Source organism: Streptomyces sp. NPDC029674, assembly GCF_044903205.1.
Taxonomy (GTDB): Bacteria; Actinomycetota; Actinomycetes; order Streptomycetales; family Streptomycetaceae; genus Streptomyces.
The window spans coordinates 45,028-63,738 of the sequence record NZ_JBJDPY010000010.1; the positions used below are offsets into that span (position 1 = coordinate 45,028).

The window sequence follows — 18,711 nt, forward strand, 5'->3', positions numbered from 1 at the left end:
TGCGGGAGAGGGTTCCGGCTACTTGACGGCCGTCATCTTCTCCTCGAAGCCCGGGTTCTTCTTCAGCCAGGCGTCGACGGCCTCGGGCTCGTTGTTCTTGCCCGCCTTGTTGATCTCGTTCTCCAGAGAGGCCAGTTCCTTCTCGCTCATCTTGAAGTTCTTGAGCCACTTCGTGAGCTGCGGGTACTGGTTCGGGAAGTCCTTGCCGGAGAGCGTGCGGATCGTATTGCCCTTGCCGAAGCCGCCCTTGGGGTCCTTCAGCTTGGTCAGGTCGTACTCGCTGTACGCCCAGTGCGGCGACCAGAGCAGAACCGCGACCGGCTCCTTCTTCGCGTACGCGGTCTTCAGCTCGGAGAGCATCGCGGGGGTGGAGCCCGCGGCGATCTCGTACTCGTCCTCCAGGCCGTAGCCCGGCAGGACCTTGTCCTTGAGGGCCTGCATCACGCCGGTGCCCGGCTCGATGCCGATGATCTTGCCCTTGAACTTGTCGCCCTTGCCCTTGAGGTCCTCGAGCGACTTCACGTCCTTGACGTAGGACGGGACGGCCACCTCGAGGGAGGTCGGGCTGTACCAGGAACCGAGGTCCTTGAGGTTGGCCTTGTTCTTCTCCCAGTACGTCTTCTGCGCGGTGGGCAGCCAGGCGTCCAGGTTGAGGTCGATGTCACCCTGCGCGAGACCGGTGTAGGCCGGGCCGACGTCGGCCGGCGTCAGCTCCATCTTGTAGCCGCGCTTCTCCAGGACGCGCTTCCACAGGTTGGTGACGGCGATGTTCTCGTCCCAGGCGAAGTAGGCGGCCTTCAGCGGGCGCTTCTTCTCCTCGCCGCCGGTGTTCTTCGGCAGCGGTGCGAGCGTGTCGACGACCTTCGGGTTCTTCTTCAGCCAGGCGCGCACGGCGTCCTGCTGCTTGCCCTTGCCGGCCTTGTTGACCTCCGCTTCAAGGCTGGTGAGCTGCTTCTCGTCCATCTTGAAGTTCTTGAGCCACTTGGCGACCTGCGGGTTCTCCTTCGAGAAGCCCTGACGCGCCAGCGAGTGCACGCCGTCGCCCTTGCCCCAGGCGCCCTTCGGGTCCTTGAGCTTCTTCAGGTCGAAGTCGTTGTACGCCCAGTGCGGCGACCAGAGCGGGACGACGATCGGCTCCTTCTTGCCGTACGCCGCCTTCAGCTCGGACAGCATCGCGGTGGTGGAACCGTCGACGACCTTGTACTCCTTGTCGAGGCCGTACTCCTTGAGGACCTTGCTCTTCAGGAGCTGCATCTCACCGGCGCTCGGCTCGATGCCGGTGATCTTGCCGTCGAACGTGCCGCCCTTGCCCTTGAGGTCGGCGAGCGAGTTCACGTCCTTCATGTATGAGGGGACGGTCAGCTCCAGCGACGTCCGGTCGTACCAGGCGCCGAGGTCCTCCAGCTTGTCGCCGTACTTCTTCATGTACGTGGCGTGCGTCGTCGGCAGCCACGCGTCGGTCTGGAAGTCGACGTCGCCCTGGGCGAGCGAGGTGTAGAGCGGCCCCGCGTCGAGGAGGCTGGCGTTCACCTTGAAGCCGCGCTGCTCCAGGATCTCCTTCCAGAGGAAGGTGGAGGCGATGCCCTCGTCCCAGTTGATGTAGCCGATGTTGATTTCCTTGCCCTGGCCGACGTTGTCGGAGTCGGCCACCGGCTCGGACTTGGTGCCGCCGAAGATGCTCATGCCGCCCGCGACGAGCGCGAGGACGACGACGCCGACCATCGCGACGACGGGCCGGGGGCGGTAGTTCCAGATGTTCAGGCCCTGCGCGGCCCGCAGCTTGGCGAGCGCGCGGCGGCCGAGCGGCGAGACCTGGCTGCCCAGGCCGCTGGTGACGCGGTCCAGGTAGATGGCGAGGATGACGATGGAGACGCCCGCCTCCGCGCCGAGACCGACGTCGAGCTGGCCGATGGCCGCGTTGACGTCCGCGCCGAGGCCCGGCGTGCCGACCATGCCGGTCAGGGCCGCCATGGAGAGGCCGAGCATGATGACCTGGTTGACACCGGCCATGATCGTCGGCAGCGCCAGCGGAAGCTGGACCCGGAAGAGGGTGTTGCGGGGCGTGGTGCCGAACGCGTCGGCGGCCTCGACCAGCTCCTTGTCGACCTGGCGGATGCCGAGCTCCGTCATGCGCACACCGGGGGCGAGCGCGAAGACGATCGTGGCGACGATGCCCGCGGGGGCGCCCATCCGGAAGAAGAGCAGCGCCGGGATGAGGTAGATCATCGCGGGCAGCGTCTGCATGAAGTCCAGGACGGGCCTGACGACACCGCTGACCGTCTTGGAGCGGGCCGCCCAGATGCCCACGGGCACGGCTATGACCAGCGCCACGAAGGTCGACACGAGCACGAGGGCCAGCGTCATCATCGCGTTGTCCCACAGCTCCAGGGACACGATGAACGCGAAGCCGACGAAGGACAGGACGCCGCCGAGCAGTCCGCGCAGCCAGAACGCGATGACGGCGAGGATGCCCGCCATCAGGAGCGGCTCGGGGCCGGAGAGGACGTCGAAGACGCCGTCCCACATGTTCTGGAAGACCGTCTTGACGAACGAGAACAGCCAGTCCATGTGGGTTCTGAGCCACTCGACCGAGTCATTGACCCAGTCGCCGAAGGGAATCCTAGGCACCGCTGCTCACCTTGCCCACGTTCTTGTCGCCCTTGTCCTGGGCGGGTACGGCCGCGTCCGCTGCGGAGTCCGCGTCGGTCTCGGACTCCATCGGCTCGCCGAGCACGGCGAGCAGCCTGGCCCGCGGCACGACGCCGACGAGCTTGCCGTCGCCGTCGGTCACGGCGACCGGCACCTCGCTCGTGGAGCAGGGCGTGAACAGCTCGATGATCGGGGTGTCCTCGGTGACCGTCGCGGGGGCGTCGGCCATCACGAAGTCCTCGTCGGGGTCGGCCATGATCGCGCCCGCGGTGAGCACCCGGGAGCGGTCGACGTCCTGCGTGAACGCGGCCACGTAGTCGTTGGCCGGCGTGACGAGGATGTCCTCGGCGTTGCCTATCTGGACGATGCGGCCGTCGCGCATGACGGCGATCTGGTCGCCCAGGCGCATGGCCTCGTTGAGGTCGTGGGTGATGAAGACGATGGTCTTCTTCAGCCGCTTCTGGAGGACCAGGAGCTGGTCCTGCATGTCGCGGCGGATCAGCGGGTCGAGCGCGCTGAACGACTCGTCCATGAGGAGCAGGTCGGCGTCGGTGGCGAGCGCGCGGGCCAGGCCGACGCGCTGCTGCATGCCGCCGGACAGCTCGTCGGGCCAGGACTTCTCCCAGCCCTTGAGGCCCGCCAGCTCCAGCGCCTCGGTGGCGCGCTTCTCGCGCTCGGCGCGCGGCACGCCCTGCACCTCGAGGCCGTAGCCGGCGTTCTCCAGAACGCTGCGGTGCGGGAAGAGCGCGAAGTGCTGGAAGACCATGCTGATCTTCTTGGAGCGCACCTCCCGCATCTCCTTGGCGCTCAGCTCGGTCAGGTCCTGACCGTCGAAGCGCACGTGGCCGGCGGTCGGCTCCGACAGTCCGTTGAGCATGCGCAGCAACGTGGACTTGCCGGATCCCGAGAGACCCATGACGACGAAGATCTGGCCCGGCTCGACCTCGAAGGAGGCGTCGATCACGGCAGCGGTGGTGCCGTCGGCGCGCAGCTCCTCTCGGTCGGCTCCGTGGCGGATTTTCTCCACCGCGTCATCGGGTCGTCTGCCGAACACTTTGTACAAGTGCTCGGCCTGCAGCCTGGACACATACACCTCTCGGGTTGAACCAAGACGGCCCGCCTCCCCCGCCGGCGGGCCGTGGAGCGACGCGGCGTCTGCCCGCTTACCGATCGAAAAGTTGAATACGCGACCGGGTTCGCTCCGGGTGCGCCCCTGCCCCCACTTATCCGGACCAAACCAAGGAGTGGCCCAGCTCACATCCGTTGCGTACTCGGCACGGTGTGCCGCGATGCGCAACGCGGTGACGTCGCCGGGCGCGGCGGGACGGCGGCGCTGTGCGCTGCGCGGTCGCGCTGTCAGTGCGGTGCGGCATGATGCGCGATGTGACTCAGCGAACACGACGGCTCATGCTCCTCGACACGGCCTCCCTCTACTTCCGGGCCTATTTCGGCGTCCCGGAATCCGTGAAGGCGCCGGACGGCACCCCGGTCAACGCCGTGCGGGGGCTGCTCGACTTCATCACCCGCCTCGTCCAGGACCACCGTCCGGACGACCTGGTCGCGTGCATGGACGCGGACTGGCGCCCGCACTGGCGGGTCGAGCTCATCCCCTCCTACAAGGCGCACCGCGTCGCCGAGGAGGTGGCCGCGGGCCCGGACGCCGAGGAGACCCCCGACACGCTCGCCCCGCAGGTGCCCGTCATCGAGGCCGTCCTCGACGCGCTCGGCATCGCCCGCGTCGGCGTCGAGGCGTACGAGGCGGACGACGTGATCGGCACCTTCGCGGCCCGCGCCACCGGCCCCGTCGACATCGTCACCGGCGACCGCGACCTCTACCAACTGGTCGACGACAAGCGCGGCATCCGCGTCCTCTATCCCCTGAAGGGCGTCGGCACCCTCCAGACGACGGACGAGGCGTGGCTGCGCGAGAAGTACGGCGTGGACGGGCCCGGCTACGTGAACCTGGCGCTGCTGCGCGGCGACCCGAGCGACGGCCTGCCCGGCGTACCCGGCATCGGCGAGAAGACGGCAGCCAAGCTCCTGGACGCGTTCGGCGATCTGGACGGGATCATGGCCGCCGTCGACGACCCGAAGTCGAAGCTCACCCCGTCCCAGCGCAAGCGGCTCGACGAGTCCCGCGCGTACGTGGCGGTCGCGCCGAAGGTCGTGCGGGTGGCGGACGACGTACCCCTGCCGGAGGTCGACCTCGCGCTGCCGCACGAGCCGCGCGATCCGGCGACCCTGGACGAGCTGGCGGCCCGCTGGGGCCTGGGCGGCTCGCTGACACGGCTTGTCTCCACCCTCCACACCTGAGGGTGTTAGCTTAGGTAAACCTAAGTAATTGTGGATCAGGGGAGGCCGTCGCCATGGCAGAACGTCCGGCACGCAAAGCACCGAAGGCCCATGTCGCGCAGGTCGTGCGCACGGAACGGCTGACCCCGCACATGCAGCGCGTGGTCCTCGGCGGTGAAGGTCTCGCCGAGTTCACGGCGGGCGAGTGCACCGACCACTACGTGAAGCTGCTCTTCGACGCCGAGGGCGTCACCTATCCGGAACCCTTCGACATGCAGCGGATCCGCGAGGAGTTCCCGCGCGAGCAGTGGCCCGTGACGCGCACGTACACGGTGCGGTGGTGGGACGCGGAGACACGCGAGCTGGCCCTCGACTTCGTGATCCACGGCGACGAGGGCCTCGCGGGGCCGTGGGCGCGGGACGTCCAGCCGGGCTCCGTCGTCCGCTTCCTCGGCCCCGGCGGCGGCTACGCCCCGAGCGCGGACGCCGACTGGCACCTGCTCGCCGGCGACGAGAGCGCCCTTCCCGCCATCGCCGCGGCGGCCGAGGCGCTGCCCCGCGGCGCCGTCGCCCACGTCTTCATCGAGGTCGAGGGCCCCGAGGAGGAGCAGAAGATCGCGACGGACGCGGAGATCGTCTGGCTCCACCGCGGCGACCGCCCGGTCGGGCAGCTCCTCGTCGAGGCCGTACGCACCCTGGAGTTCCCCGAAGGCGACCTCCACGCCTTCGTCCACGGCGAGGCAGGCTTCGTGAAGGAGCTCCGCCGCTACCTGCGCATGGAACGCGAGATCCCCCGCGACCGCCTCTCCATCTCCGGCTACTGGCGCCTCGGCCACAACGAGGACGGCTGGCAGGCCTCCAAGCGGGAGTGGAACGCGCAGGTGGAGGCGGAGCAGGAGCGGACGGCGTAACCCGGGGCGGGAATCGGCTCACCCGGGGGCGCGGGGAACTGCGCGCTCGGCCCGTCCGCCCGCGGCACGTGTGGGCCTTCGGGGGACTCCGCATCACGGTGACGCGGTCGGTGCGTCTCCCCTGATGCGGGCATGCAGGTGCATGTCGTGCCAGCCGTCCTCGTGCAGCAGCGCGCTCCGCTTCGTACCCTCCGGCGTGAAGCCCGTTTTCAGAGCCACGCGGCAGGACGCCTCGTTGGCCGTCGAGTGGGTCAGCTCCAGGCGGTGCAGGCCGACTTCCTCGAAGGCCCATTCCGTGAGGGACGTGACGGCGCGGGGGGCGATGCCCCGGCCGCGGGCGGACGGCATGGTCCAGTAGGCGATCTCGGCCTGGCCGTCGGCGAGGACGATGCACCGCAGGGCGACCCGGCCGACGACCTGGCCGGAGTCGGCATCGGCGACCGCCCAGTACGCGTCGCGCTCGTCCGCCCACGCCTTGCGCCAGCCCTCTATCCAGCCCCGCACCTCGTCCTCGGAGTCGGCCACCCGCGCGTGCCAGCGCTGTATCACGGGGTCCTGGAACGCCTCGTACACGGCAGGCGCGTCCTCCGCCACCCAGGGACGCAGGACCAGGTCCCCGCCGGTGACGGGAAGCGTCGGCTGGGCACGGCGGGCGAGCGTGCCGGCCGCGACGATGTCGGAGATCTTGAAAGGCATGGCCGCATCGTGCCAGCGGGGCCCAGGTGACGGCAGTGGTTTTCCGGGGCGCACATGAGCCTGCGGGCCCCCCGCCCGCGCGCCCCGCACACCCTCCGCCCCCAAAGCCCCCGAAACACACCCGCCACCACCACCCGCCCCCCGTGACCTGCGCCGTCCCGTACGCCCACCCCCGTGCCCCGCACCGCCCCGCACACTGCCCTTTCTGACCCGCACCGCCCCGTACGCCCGACCCCGTGACCCGCACACCCGCCCCCCGTGACCCGCACCGCCCCACACACCCACCCCCAGCCCTGCGCCGCCCCGCACACCCACCCCCACGCCCCACGCCGCCCCACACGCCGCCCCCTCCGACCCGCGCCACCCCGCACACCCACCCCCACGCCCCACGCCGCCCCGTACGCTGACCCCCTGATGACACGTAAGCCCCGTATCCCGCCCGCCCCGCTCCCCCAGCGCGACGGCGTCGACCCCGCTCGGGTCAGGCTGCCGGTCGACGGGGTGTGGCCCACCGTGCGCGACCACTTGGTGGAGCGGCTCGCGGCCGAGCCCGGTGTCATCGACGCGATGCTGCGGGACGGCCGGATCGTCGGCGCGGACGGTGCCCCGGTGACCCCGGAGGCGCCCTACGCGCCCGGCGCGTTCGTCTGGTTCCACCGGGACCTGCGGCCGGAGGTCCCCGTGCCGTTCACCCTCGACGTCGTCCACCGCGACGAGCACATCGTCGTCGTGGACAAGCCGCACTTCCTCGCGACGATGCCGCGCGGCAGCCACGTCACCCAGACCGCCCTCGCCCGGCTCCGCAAGGAGCTCGGCATCCCGACGCTCGGCGCCGCGCACCGCCTGGACCGGCTGACCGCCGGACTGCTCCTGTTCACCGTGCGGCCCGAGGAACGCGGCGCGTACCAGACGCTGTTCAGCGAGCGCCTCGTGCGGAAGGAGTACGAGGCGGTGGCACCGTACGACCCCGACGTGCCGCTACCGCAGACCGTGCGCAGTCACATCGTGAAGGAGCGCGGGGTCATCGCGGCGTACGAGGTGGCGGGCGCGGCGCCGAACAGCGAGAGCCGGATCGAGCTCGTCGAGCACCGCGCCGGCCTCGGCCGCTACCGCCTCACCCCGCACACCGGCCGCACCCACCAACTCCGCGTCCACATGAACGCGTTGGGCCTGCCGATCCTCGGCGACCCGGTCTACCCCGTGGTCGCCGGACCCGTGGCGCCGGACGACTTCCGGCGGCCGCTGCAACTCCTCGCGCGCGTCCTGGAGTTCACGGATCCGGTCACGGGCGCCGCGCACCGCTTCGTCAGTGGGCGGACGCTGAGCGCCTGGTCGGCGTACGACGCCTGGGCTCGGTAGCCGGCAGTGGCGCGGTAGTCAGCAGTAGCACGGCAGCCGTCGGTGACGCGTCGGCTCAGTAGCCGCGCCACCAGGTGAGGAAGCGCTGCCATGCTCCCTTGGGCCGAGTGGCCGCGGGGGGCGCGGCGGGGGCTGCGGCCGCCGGTCGTGCGGTCGGAGCGGCGGGGGTCTCCGGCCGGCGCGGCGGCGGGGACGACACCTGCCAGTCCCTGCGCGGCGTCGGCACCTGCGCCGAAGGGCGGGCCGTCACGTCCTGCGGGGGCCGCGGCGCGAACTTAACCGGCAGCTCGACCAGGTGCCGGGACATGATCGTCGCCGTCCACCGCAACTCGCTCTCGTCGATGTCCAGTTCGACGTCCGGCAGCCGCATCAGGAGCGCGTCCACGCCGGTGTCCGCGATGGCGCGGCCGATGTCCTGGCCGGGACATTCGTGCGGCCCGCCGCCGAACGCGAGGTGCGAGCGGTTGCCCTGCATGTTGGCGGCGAGATCGGGGCGTACGACCGGATCGACGTTGCCCGGCGCGATGCCCATGATCAGGCCGTCGCCCGCCCGGATCCGCTGCCCGCCGAGCTGGGTGTCCTGCTTGGCGAAGTAGCCGATCATCGCGCTGAACGGCGGCTCGTCCCACAGGGACTGCTCGACCGCCTCGGGCACGGTCATCTGGCCGCCGCTGAGCTGGGCGCGGAAGCGCGGGTCGGTGAGGACCATCCGCAGGACGTTGGCGATGAGGTTGGCGGTGGCCTCGTACGCGGCGATGAGCACGAGGCGCAGGTGCGCGGCGACCTCGTCGTCGGTGAGGCGCGCCGGGTGCGCGATGAGGCTGCTGGTGAAGTCCTCCTCGGGGTTGGCGCGGCGCCGCGTCACCAGCCCCATCAGGACCTCCATCACGTACGCGTTGCTGGCGATGGCGGTCTCGGTGCCCTTGATCATGTCGCGGGCGGACTGCACCATGCGTTCGTTGTACTCCTCGGGCATGCCGAGGACGTGGCACATCACCATCATCGGCAGGTGCTCGGCGAACTGGCTGACGAGGTCGGCGCGGCCGTCCTGGCAGATGTCGTTGAGGAGGTGGTTCGTGTACCGGTTGATGTAGCGGCGGATGCCGCGGTGGTCGATGCCCGACATGGCGCCGGTGACCGCGCCGCGCAGCCGCTGGTGCTCGTCACCCTCGACGAAGCTGCACATCGGCTGCCAGGTGAAGACGGGCGCGAGCGGATGGTCGAGACCGGCCGTGCCGTCCCGCACCGCCCGCCAGCTGCGCGAGTCGCGCGTGTACTGCGAGGGGGTGCGGACCATGTGCAGGTTCTCGCTGTGGCCGAGGACCGCCCACATCGGCACGTCGTTGTGGATCAGCACGGGCGCCACCGCGCCGTGCTCGGCGCGCAGCTTCTCGTACAGGCCGGCGAGGTCGGCGTCCGCCTCGGGGCCGTAGAGACGGCGCAGACCGCCGGGGCCGAGGCCGTGGGCCGGGCAGCCGGGCGGCGGTGCGGTGCGGTCGTCGGTGCCGGGCCAGGAGGGGGAGGGAGGAGTCGTCACGGTCGTCGCTCCGGGTTTCGCTGTGGGGTTCCGGGTTGCTGGGTACGGGGTGCGGGCGCGGTCGGACGCGCGTCACCGTCAGGGGGTTCAGACGCGCATCACCGTCAGGGAGTGGAGATAGCGCATCAGGGTCATCAGGACGTCCCGGCTGGACTCCCTGCGGCGGGCGTCGCACGCCATGATCGGCACGGCCGGTTCCAGGTCGAGCGCCCTGCGGAGCGTCTCGACCGGGTGGACGGGCGCGTCCGGGAAGTCGTTGACGGCGACGACGAACGGCACGCCGCGCTCCTCCAGGCGGCCGATCACGTCGAAGCTGACTTCGAGGCGGCGGGTGTCGATGAGCACGACCGCCCCGAGCGCGCCTTCGAAGAGGCCGTTCCACAGGAACCAGAAGCGTTCCTGGCCGGGGGTGCCGAAGAGGTAGAGGACGAGCTCCTCGGAGATGCTGATGCGTCCGAAGTCCATCGCCACGGTGGTGGCGGTCTTGGTCTCGGAGCCGTAGTTGTCGTCGACCCCGATGCCCGCCTGGGTCATGGTCTCCTCGGTGGTCAGCGGGCGGATCTCGCTGACCGAGCCGACCATCGTCGTCTTGCCGACCCCGAACCCGCCCACGATCACGACCTTCACGGCGGCCGTGGCGGTGTGCGGCAGGACGTCCTCACTGCGCGGGCCGGAGATCGTGTCGGTGGTCTCAGAGTTTCTGAAGTCCATGCATCACCGCTTCGAGGAGGGATCGGTCGGGGAGCGCGGAGCGGACGATGGGGGCGCGCGCCTGGACGAGCTCGGTCGCCAGTAACTCCGTCAGGACGACGGTCACGACACTGAACGGCAGCGCCATGTACGCCGAGAGTTCGGCGACGGACAGCGGAGTCGTGCACAGCCGCAGGATCGCGGAGTGCTCCGGCTGGGCCATGGGGGACGCCTCGCCCTGCGCGACGATCAGGGTGACGAGGTCGAGCGGTGCCCGCTCGGAGTCGTCGCCGGTGAGGATGTACAGCCGCTCCGGGTTCTCGGGGCTGCGGCGCTCCCGCTGCGGGGGCGTGCCGGGGTCCGGCGGACCCGCGCCCTGCTCCGAGCCGTGGGAGGAGTCTTGCGGAGGAGTCATACGGCCTGCCCGTCACGCCTGGGCGGACTCGTCAGGTGCGCCCCGATGCGGACGACGAGGTCGCGCATGCGGGTGCCGATGAGGCCCGCGTCGACGGTTTCGTCGGCGAGCACGGCGAGGTAGGCGCCGGCGCCCGCGGCCATCAGGTAGAAGTAGCCGCCGTTGATCTCGATGATGACCATCTTCATGCCGCCGTCGCTGTGCGGGATCTCGGTGGCGACGGCGGCGGCGAGGGACTGCAGTCCCGCGCAGGCCGCGGCGATGCGGTCGGCCGCGTCGGGGTCGCCGCCGTAGCGCGCGATGCGCAGGCCGTCGGCGGAGAGCACCACGATCTGGCGGGTCTGCGGTACGCCGTCGGCGAGTTCCTTCAGCATCCAGTCGAAGTTGGCGCGTTGCTGGATCACTGCCAGTCCCTCTCGTCGGCGCTGCCGTGGTTGTTCTGCGGGGGCACCGGACCGGATCCGTCCGATGGGTCGTCTCCCTTGACGCCCTTCATGAACGCCTCGATCCACAGGCCCGGTTCGGGCTCGTCCCGCTTGGGCGCGGGCGGCGGCGGCGCGGTGGCGGCGGCGTGGGCCTCGGCGATCCGCTGGGCCTCGGCCTCCTGGGCGTACCGCTCCTTGAGGGAGATCTTGACGCGGCTGCGGCGCTGCGGCAGGCCGCCCGACGTCCACTCGGTGACCTCGGGGACGTCGTCCTCCACGGTCGCGGTCGCGGTGAGCGGGGAGCGCAGCGGCGGGCCCGCGGTGACGACGCGCGGCTTCTTGCGGCGGATGTTGCGGGCGGGCTCCTCGATGGTGCGTCCCGCGTTGTCGACGCGCGGCACGGCGGAGGCGCCGATGCCGTGGGCGAGGCCGGGGGCGGGCCCGGTGGTCATCATCTCGCGGGGCACGATGAGCACCGCGCGGACGCCTCCGTAGGCGGACTGCCGGAGCGAGACCTGGAGGTTGTACATCTGGGAGAGGCGGCCGACGACGGCCATGCCGAGGCGCGGGGTCTCGCCGAGGTCGTTGAGGTCGATGCCGGCCTGTGCCTGGGCCAGCATGCGCTCGGCGCGGGCCCGGGCCTCCTCGCTGAGGCTGACGCCGCCGTCCTCGATCTCGACGGCGATGCCGGTCTGCACCTCGACGGCGGTGACGTGCACCTTGGTCTGCGGCGGCGAGTAGCGGGTGGCGTTGTCGAGGAGCTCGGCGCAGGCGTGGATGAGCGGCTCGACGGAGGTGCCGTGGATGGCGACGTCGGCGATGGAGTGCAGTTCGACGCGCGGGTAGTCGAGGATCCGGGACATCGCGCCGCGCAGCACGCTGAAGAGCGGGACGGGCTTGGGCCACTGGCGGCCGGGGCGGGCGCCGCCGAGCACCGCGATGGAGTCGGCGAGCCGGCCGATCAGGGCGGTGCCGTGGTCGATGCGCAGCAGGTCGTCGAAGACCTCGGGGTTGCGGCCGTGGAACTCCTCCATCTCGCGGAGTTCGGCGGCTTGCTGGTGGACGATCGACTGGACGCGCCGGGCGATGTTGACGAAGGCGCGCTGCGCGGACTCGCGCATCGCTTCCTCGTGGTCCAGGGTGTCGAGGACGGAGCGGAGCAAGTCGCGCTGCGAGTCGGGGAGTTCGCAGAAGTTCTCGTCCTTGTCGACGACGTTGCGGATCACATCCGCGGGCGCTTCGCCCTGCCGCAGCCGCCAGAGCGCCTCGGGCAGGATCTCCCGCCCCAGGCGAATGGTCTCGTCGTCGTGGGATGCGACGCGCCGTTCGAGGAAGGCGAGCCGCTCTGCGTACTGCGTGCGCTGCCCCCGGATGGTGCGGCCGCGGCGGACCGCCTCGGCGCCGACCGCGACGACCATGAGGGTCGCGACGGCGCCGCACCAGCCGACGGCGGTCCTGGCCGGCGCCGCCACCGAGGCGACGGCGGCTCCGGTCGCGGCCGCCATGAGCATGGCGGGCAGCAACAGCACGCGCGCGTAAGGGACTTCTCGGCCACCGGGAGGCGATTGAACACTCACCATGTATGCCCTCTGAACACTCGTCTTGGGGGATATGACGTCTTTGGGGGGATGACGGAACATGTTTTCGGGAACGACGAAACGAACGATCGGGAGTTTTGGGAACAAGCGCGCGAATCCGTCGCAACTCGTTCCAACTCGCCGCGCTCCGGGCGAGCTTAGTCCGCCGAAATCACCGCCGAGTCATATTCGGCAAGCCTCTGCAAAGGGCTCGCCGAGGGGCATAGACTCTCCCCTTTTTGCACGCCGGGCGATCAATCGAACACATGGAGTGATGCCGTACGGGCATACGGAACGGGCGCGTCCGACGACCGTTCGGTCGAGGAACGCGCCCGTGTGAGGCAATGATGCGGTGTCAGCCCACCGAGCTGTACGCCACGACGCCCCGCAGCAGCTGGTCGACGGCCTTGCGGGCGTTCTTCGCGACCGTGCTGCCCTCGCGCGGCGCCGCCGCGGAGATCTGCCCGAGGACGTCGATGACCTGCTTGCACCAGCGCACGAAGTCACCGGCCGGCATCTCCGCCTCGCGCAGCACCTCGTCCAGGCCCTTGTCATTGGCCCACATGTACGCCGCCCAGGCGAAGCCCAGGTCCGGCTCGCGCTGGCCGACGCCCTCCGTCTGACTGATCCTGAACTCTTCCTCCAGACCGTCAAGACGTCCCCAGATGCGCACCATCTCGCCCAGCGCCGCCTTCGCCGCACCGGACGGCAGCTTGGGCGCCAGCGCGTCGTCACCGACCCGCGACTCGTACACCAACGCCGATACGCACGCGGCCAGTTCGGCCGGGCTCAGCCCCTCCCACACACCGGCACGCAGGCACTCGCTGGCCAGCAGGTCCAGCTCCCCGTACAACCGGGCGAGCCGCCTGCCGTGCTCGGTGGCCTCGTCGCCGCGCAGATAGTCGAGCTCGGTGAGGAGCGCGACGATGCGGTCGAAGGTGCGGGCGATCGTGTTCGTACGCCCCTCGATGCGGCGCTCCAGCTGGGCGGTGTCGCGCTTGAGGCGGTAGTACCGCTCGGCCCAGCGGGCGTGGTCCTCGCGCTCGTCGCAGCCGTGGCACGGGTGCGCGCGCAGCTCCGTGCGCAGCCGTGCGATCTCCTGGTCGTCGGCGGCCGCCGCACGCCCCTTGCGGTGCCGGTCGGGGACGATGTGCCCGGCCTTGGTGCGCAGCGCGGACGCCAGATCGCGGCGGGACTGCGGCGAGCGGGCGTTGAACGACTTCGGGATGCGCATCCGCTCCAGGGCCTCGACGGGCACCGGGAAGTCCATCGACGCGAGCCGCTTGACCTGCCGCTCGGCGGTGAGCACCAGCGGCCGCGGCCCGTCCACGTGGTCGAAGCCGCGGTGGCCGTTGGCCCGCCCGGCCGGCAGCCCGGGATCGAGCACGAGGGCCAGACCCGCGTACTTCCCCGTCGGGACGTGGATGACGTCACCCGGCTTGAGCTTCTCCAGGGCGGCAGCGGCGGCGGCCCTGCGCTGGGAGGCACCCTGCTTGGCCAGCTCGGTCTCGCGGTCCTTGAGCTCGCGGCGCAGCCGCGCGTACTCCTCGAAATCGCCCAGGTGACAGGTCATGGAGGCCTTGTAGCCCTCCAGGCCCTCCTCGTTCTTCTGCACCTGCCGGGAGATCCCGACGACCGACTTGTCGGCCTGGAACTGCGCGAACGACGTCTCCAGAAGCTCACGCGAGCGGTGCCGCCCGAACTGCTCGACCAGATTGACCGCCATGTTGTACGACGGCTTGAAGCTGGAGCGCAGCGGATACGTACGCGTGCCCGCGAGGCCCGCCAGGTGCTCGGGGCTCATGGCGCGCTGCCACAGCACCACCGCATGGCCCTCGACGTCGATGCCGCGGCGCCCGGCCCGGCCGGTCAGCTGCGTGTACTCACCCGGGGTGATGTCGGCGTGCTGCTCGCCGTTCCACTTGACGAGCTTCTCCAACACCACACTCCGCGCGGGCATGTTGATGCCGAGCGCGAGGGTCTCGGTGGCGAAGACGGCCTTGACGAGGCCGCGCACGAACAGCTCCTCGACGACCTCCTTGAAGGTGGGCAGCATGCCCGCGTGGTGCGCCGCGATGCCGCGCTCAAGACCCTCCAGCCATTCGTAGTAGCCGAGGACATGCAGGTCCTCGTTCGGGATGGAGCCCGTGCGCTCCTCGACGATCTCGCGGACCGTCATCCGCGCCTCGTCGTCGTTCAGCCGAAGGCCCGCGTACAGACACTGCTGCACCGCGGACTCGCAGCCCGCGCGGCTGAAGATGAACGTGATGGCGGGCAGCAGGCCCTCGGCGTCGAGCCGCTCGATGACCTCGGGGCGCCCCGGCGTCCAGATCCGCGACCGCTGGCGGCGCTCCCGCTCGCGGTCCGCCTCCCGGATCATCTTGCCCTTGCGGCGGTCGCGCGGGTTGTACGAACGGCTGGCCTCCATGCGCGCCATGCGCGTGAGGTCCGGGTTGACCGCCTTCTTGCGGCCCTCACCCTCCTCGAAGAGGTCGTACATCCGGCGCCCGGCGAGCACGTGCTGGAAGAGCGGCACGGGCCGGTGCTCGGAGACGATCACCTCGGTGTCACCGCGGACGGTGTCGAGCCAGGCACCGAACTCCTCGGCGTTCGACACCGTGGCCGACAGGGAGACCAGCGTGACCGACTCCTGGAGGTGGATGATCACTTCCTCCCAGACGGCGCCGCGGAAGCGGTCGGAGAGGTAGTGCACCTCGTCCATGACCACATAGCCGAGGTTCAGCAACGACTGCGAGCCGGAATACAGCATGTTCCGCAGGACTTCGGTGGTCATCACGACCACCGGGGCGTCGCTGTTGACGCTGTTGTCGCCGGTGAGGAGACCGACCTTGTCCGCGCCGTACCTTCTGGAGAGGTCGGCGTACTTCTGGTTGGAGAGCGCCTTGATGGGCGTGGTGTAGAAGCACTTCTTGCCCTGGAGAAGCGCGAGGTGCACGGCGAACTCGCCGACGATCGTCTTGCCCGAGCCCGTGGGGGCGGCCACGAGCACGCCCTTGCCCGCTTCCAGGGCCCGGCAGGCCTCGATCTGGAAGGGGTCGAGGCCGAATTCGTACATCTCGCGGAAGGACGCGAGTGCGGTGGCCTGCTCGACAGCGCGCTTGCGCGCCGCCGCGTACCGCTCGGCCGGTGAGAGGTCCTCTGTCATCGTGCTTTCGAGACTACCGGCCACCACTGACAACGGACGATCATTATCTCGCGATGATCATGACCGCGGCCCGGTGCCGGCGGGACACGACGGGTCACGGCAGGTCACGGGCCACGGCGGATCACGCCGTCAGCACCCGCACCGCCCCCGGCACGCACTCCGCGGTCAGCGGCAGCGCGCCCAGCGGCTCCCCGTCCGCGTACCCGGTGACACCGGGCGCGGCGAGCTCGACCCTGGCCGTCCGGTGCACGGTGACCTTCGGATGGTCGAGGTGCGTGCCCTTGTAGACCCGCGGGAAGACCTTGAGCAGCGTCGTCCGGCTGCACTCCCCCACCACGGTGACGTCGAAAAGACCGTCGCTCATGTCGGCCCCCGCGCAGATCCGCATGCCTCCGCCGTACGAGGTGCCGTTGCCGACCGCGACCAGCGTGGCCTCGACCTCGTGGACGTCACCGCCGTCCAGCGTGAGCCGGTACGGGATCGGCTTGAACGCGGCCAGCTCCGCGACCATCGCCAGGTCGTACTTGAAGCGTCCCGTGGGCCACCGCATCCGGTTGCCCCGGTCGTTCACGCGCGAGTCGAAGCCGGAGGCGAGCACGGTCCCGAACCAGGTGCCGCCGGCCTTCCCGAGGTCGACGTCACGGGTGCGTGCCCCCTTGAGCGCCTCGGCCACGATCTCCCCCGCGGCGGCCGGCTCGCGCACCGGGAGGCCGAGCGCCCGCGCGAAGTCGTTGCCGGTGCCCACCGCGATCACCCCGAGCGGGGTGCGCGTCCCGGCGGCGGCCTGCAACGCGAGGCTCGCCATGCCGTCACCGCCGACGGCTATCAGCGCCCCCGTGCCGCCGTCGACGGCCTCGCGGGCCCGCCGCAGCGCGTCGGGGGCGTCCTCCCCGATGACGGTGCGGACGGAGAAGCCACGGGCCCGCAACGCCGAAGCGGCCGGCTGCGCCGCGTGGGCGCCCCGGCCGCGGCCCGCGGTGGGATTGACGAAGAGGGTGATCTCGCTGGTCACGGCCGGACCCTACAAGGTCAGGTCACATCGTCGAAACCGTTCACACGATGATCGGCCCGCCCGGTGCCCGCCTGCTCCGGCAGCGCCTGCGGCGACCGCACCGACTCGACCTCGCCGACGGCCTCGGGCGTCAGATCCAGGTCGGACGCCTCGTCGTCGTCGAGCTCGGCGTCGGGATCGTTGCGACGGCGGCGCGCGTCGTTCAGGAAGGAGATGCCGACGGCCATGAAGTACAGGACGACGATCGGTCCCGCGAGGGCGATCATGCCGACCGGGTCGGTGGTCGGGGTCGCCACGGCGCCGAAGATGAAGACTCCCATGACCACGCCGCGCCACCACGTGAGCATGCGGCGTCCGGTCACCATCCCCGTCATGTTGAGCATGACCAGGAGCAGCGGCAACTCGAAGGAGATGCCGAAGACGAGGACCATCCTGACGGTGAAGTCGAGGATCTTGTCCATCGGCAGCAGGTTCTCGGCACCGTCGGGCGTGATGCCGAGCAGGACGCGCATGCTGACCGGGAGGATCGTGTAGGCCAGCCAGGCGCCTCCGAAGAAGAGGGGCACCGCGGCGGAGACGAACCAGTAGGTGTACTTCCGCTCGTGCTTGTGCAGGCCGGGCGCGACGAACGCCCACAGCTGGTACAGCCAGACCGGGCTGGACACGATGATGCCGACCATGAGGCTGACCTTCACCGTGGTGGTGAACGGCGACAGCAGGTCGTTGAACGTGACCTTCGCGCAGTGACCGCCGGTCTCCTTCATGCCGGGCTCGCAGCGCGGCACCGGATCAGCCAGGAACTCCATCAGCTCCTGGCTGTAGAAAGCCGCCACGATCGATACGACCGTGATGGCGAGGAGACCCTTCGCGAGCCGGTTGCGGAGCTCGCGCAGGTGCTCCGCGAGGGACATCCGCCCCTCGGGGTCCTTCTCCTTCTTGCGGGCAGACTTGAGCAACCCACGTCCTCATCTCGTGCGGCAGGCCGGCCGTCGCCGGCCTTGGATCAGCGCTGCGTCGTACGGTCGGTCGGCTCGGTGACCGGGCGCGAGCTGGTCACGTCGCCGGGAGCAGCCTGGATCGTGCGCTTCTGGAGGGCCGGGTCGCTCGGCGGGTCGGCCGGGGCGGCGGCGTCGTCCTTGCCCTCGGACTTCATGGCCTTGGCCTCGCTCTTGAGGATGCGGGCCGACTTGCCCAGGGAGCGGGCCATGTCGGGGAGCTTCTTGGCACCGAACAGCAGGACGATGATGACGAGGATGAGAATGATCTCGGTGGGGCCGAGCCTACCCATAGCTGTATACCTTCTTCACCGAGGCGACAGGAGTCTGGTTGCCCGGCAGACCGGACATACATCCGATCTCCCGCGCTGACAGCGATCGTAACCCCCCGGGGTAAACGCTCGGCAATCCCCGCGCATACTCCGAGTGCGGCCCCCGCCTCGATCCCGGGCCGTGTCCGCAGCGTACCCGCCCCCCTCGGGGAGTTGACAGGTCGCGGACGCCACCGACGCTAAAGAGCCCCGCGTCCCGCACGGGCCACACCGGCCGCCGCCTTTTCCAGATCCTCCGCCGCCCGATTGATCTGCCGTGTGGTCTCGGTCACTTGACGCGCGAGACGCTGCGCCTCCACGAAGACCTTGACCGCCAGTACGCCGAGGACGGCGAGGCCCAAGAAGCCCGCCGCGATCGCGAGCATCGCCCAGAACATGCGCCGAGCCTAGACGGTCGAGTGCAGACGCAGCGTCCGCACCCCGCCGCCGGTGAGGAGTTCGACGATGCGCTCCCCCGCGGGCTTGCGCACCGCGGCCCCGCACTCGGGACAGGTGAAGGAGTAGAAGGTGGTGCGGGGCCCGGCGCCGATCGCGAGCCGCAGGGCCCCGGCGGACAGCTCGAAGCGGGCGCGGCAGTCGGGGCAGGCGGCCGTGAAGAAGACGGGGGCCGCCCGCCGCTGCGCCGGCACCCCGGGCAGTCCGGACATCGTCGGTG

General features: G+C 70.4%; 17 protein-coding genes. 3 read left to right on the plus strand and 14 right to left on the minus strand.

Annotated features, from left to right (window positions below):
• Positions 1 to 18: 18 nt before the first annotated feature.
• Together ACI2L3_RS23980 and ACI2L3_RS23985 are read right to left on the minus strand one after the other, a co-directional pair.
• Entirely contained in the window at positions 19 to 2,628 is a 2,610-nt protein-coding gene (locus ACI2L3_RS23980; RefSeq protein ID WP_404754435.1) for an ABC transporter permease/substrate binding protein, read from the minus strand.
• Complete coding sequence (locus ACI2L3_RS23985; RefSeq protein ID WP_404754436.1) at positions 2,621 to 3,736, minus strand: glycine betaine/L-proline ABC transporter ATP-binding protein; 1,116 nt, start codon at positions 3,734 to 3,736, stop codon at positions 2,621 to 2,623. The genes ACI2L3_RS23980 and ACI2L3_RS23985 overlap by 8 nt, the downstream gene beginning before the upstream one ends.
• A 287-nt stretch (positions 3,737 to 4,023) precedes the next feature.
• On the opposite strand from ACI2L3_RS23985, the gene ACI2L3_RS23990 reads away from it, so the two are divergent.
• Complete coding sequence (locus tag ACI2L3_RS23990) at positions 4,024 to 4,962, plus strand: 5'-3' exonuclease H3TH domain-containing protein (protein ID WP_404754656.1); 939 nt, start codon at positions 4,024 to 4,026, stop codon at positions 4,960 to 4,962.
• 53 nt (positions 4,963 to 5,015) lie between these two features.
• Complete coding sequence (locus tag ACI2L3_RS23995) at positions 5,016 to 5,852, plus strand: siderophore-interacting protein (RefSeq protein WP_404754437.1); 837 nt, start codon at positions 5,016 to 5,018, stop codon at positions 5,850 to 5,852.
• A gap of 93 nt (positions 5,853 to 5,945) precedes the next feature.
• Here the strand turns inward: ACI2L3_RS23995 and ACI2L3_RS24000 are convergent, their stop codons facing one another.
• Positions 5,946 to 6,548 (minus strand): GNAT family N-acetyltransferase, encoded by a 603-nt coding sequence (locus ACI2L3_RS24000; RefSeq protein ID WP_404754438.1) that lies wholly within the window; start codon positions 6,546 to 6,548, stop codon positions 5,946 to 5,948.
• A 414-nt stretch (positions 6,549 to 6,962) separates the two neighbouring features.
• Here ACI2L3_RS24000 and ACI2L3_RS24005 point away from each other — a divergent pair, with 414 nt between their 5' ends.
• Positions 6,963 to 7,907 carry an RluA family pseudouridine synthase gene (locus ACI2L3_RS24005; RefSeq protein ID WP_404754439.1) on the plus strand — a complete coding sequence of 315 codons (945 nt, stop codon included), beginning with the start codon at positions 6,963 to 6,965 and terminating at the stop codon, positions 7,905 to 7,907.
• Positions 7,908 to 7,962: 55 nt separating this feature from the next.
• Here ACI2L3_RS24005 and ACI2L3_RS24010 read toward each other — a convergent pair whose 3' ends face one another.
• From ACI2L3_RS24010 to ACI2L3_RS24060, 11 genes are all read right to left on the minus strand, one after another.
• The gene (locus tag ACI2L3_RS24010) at positions 7,963 to 9,444 is read right to left on the minus strand and encodes a cytochrome P450 (RefSeq protein WP_404754440.1); all 1,482 of its coding nucleotides are present in this window, start codon (positions 9,442 to 9,444) and stop codon (positions 7,963 to 7,965) included.
• Positions 9,445 to 9,531: 87 nt separating this feature from the next.
• On the minus strand, positions 9,532 to 10,155 hold the full coding sequence (locus ACI2L3_RS24015; RefSeq protein WP_404754441.1) for a GTP-binding protein: 624 nt from the start codon (positions 10,153 to 10,155) through the stop codon (positions 9,532 to 9,534).
• Positions 10,136 to 10,549 (minus strand): DUF742 domain-containing protein, encoded by a 414-nt coding sequence (locus ACI2L3_RS24020; RefSeq protein ID WP_404754442.1) that lies wholly within the window; start codon positions 10,547 to 10,549, stop codon positions 10,136 to 10,138. The genes ACI2L3_RS24015 and ACI2L3_RS24020 overlap by 20 nt, the downstream gene beginning before the upstream one ends.
• Positions 10,546 to 10,953: a roadblock/LC7 domain-containing protein gene (locus ACI2L3_RS24025; RefSeq protein WP_055556816.1), complete on the minus strand. Its 408-nt coding sequence runs from the start codon at positions 10,951 to 10,953 to the stop codon at positions 10,546 to 10,548. The genes ACI2L3_RS24020 and ACI2L3_RS24025 overlap by 4 nt, the downstream gene beginning before the upstream one ends.
• On the minus strand, positions 10,950 to 12,554 hold the full coding sequence (locus ACI2L3_RS24030; protein WP_404754443.1) for an ATP-binding protein: 1,605 nt from the start codon (positions 12,552 to 12,554) through the stop codon (positions 10,950 to 10,952). Before ACI2L3_RS24030 ends, ACI2L3_RS24025 begins: the two co-directional genes overlap by 4 nt.
• 352 nt (positions 12,555 to 12,906) lie before the next feature.
• Positions 12,907 to 15,717 (minus strand): DEAD/DEAH box helicase, encoded by a 2,811-nt coding sequence (locus tag ACI2L3_RS24035; RefSeq protein WP_404754444.1) that lies wholly within the window; start codon positions 15,715 to 15,717, stop codon positions 12,907 to 12,909.
• A gap of 121 nt (positions 15,718 to 15,838) precedes the next feature.
• Positions 15,839 to 16,729, minus strand: coding sequence for a diacylglycerol kinase (locus ACI2L3_RS24040; protein WP_404754445.1), 891 nt, complete (start codon positions 16,727 to 16,729; stop codon positions 15,839 to 15,841).
• A gap of 17 nt (positions 16,730 to 16,746) precedes the next feature.
• Entirely contained in the window at positions 16,747 to 17,640 is an 894-nt protein-coding gene (tatC, locus tag ACI2L3_RS24045) for a twin-arginine translocase subunit TatC (protein WP_404754657.1), read from the minus strand.
• A gap of 92 nt (positions 17,641 to 17,732) precedes the next feature.
• The gene (tatA, locus tag ACI2L3_RS24050; RefSeq protein WP_404754446.1) at positions 17,733 to 18,017 is read right to left on the minus strand and encodes a Sec-independent protein translocase subunit TatA; all 285 of its coding nucleotides are present in this window, start codon (positions 18,015 to 18,017) and stop codon (positions 17,733 to 17,735) included.
• Between the two features lie 218 nt (positions 18,018 to 18,235).
• Positions 18,236 to 18,433, minus strand: a complete 198-nt coding sequence (locus tag ACI2L3_RS24055) for a hypothetical protein (protein ID WP_404754447.1) — start codon at positions 18,431 to 18,433, stop codon at positions 18,236 to 18,238.
• Positions 18,434 to 18,442: 9 nt separating this feature from the next.
• Complete coding sequence (locus tag ACI2L3_RS24060) at positions 18,443 to 18,703, minus strand: hypothetical protein (RefSeq protein ID WP_404754658.1); 261 nt, start codon at positions 18,701 to 18,703, stop codon at positions 18,443 to 18,445.
• Between the last annotated feature and the right edge of the window lie 8 nt (positions 18,704 to 18,711).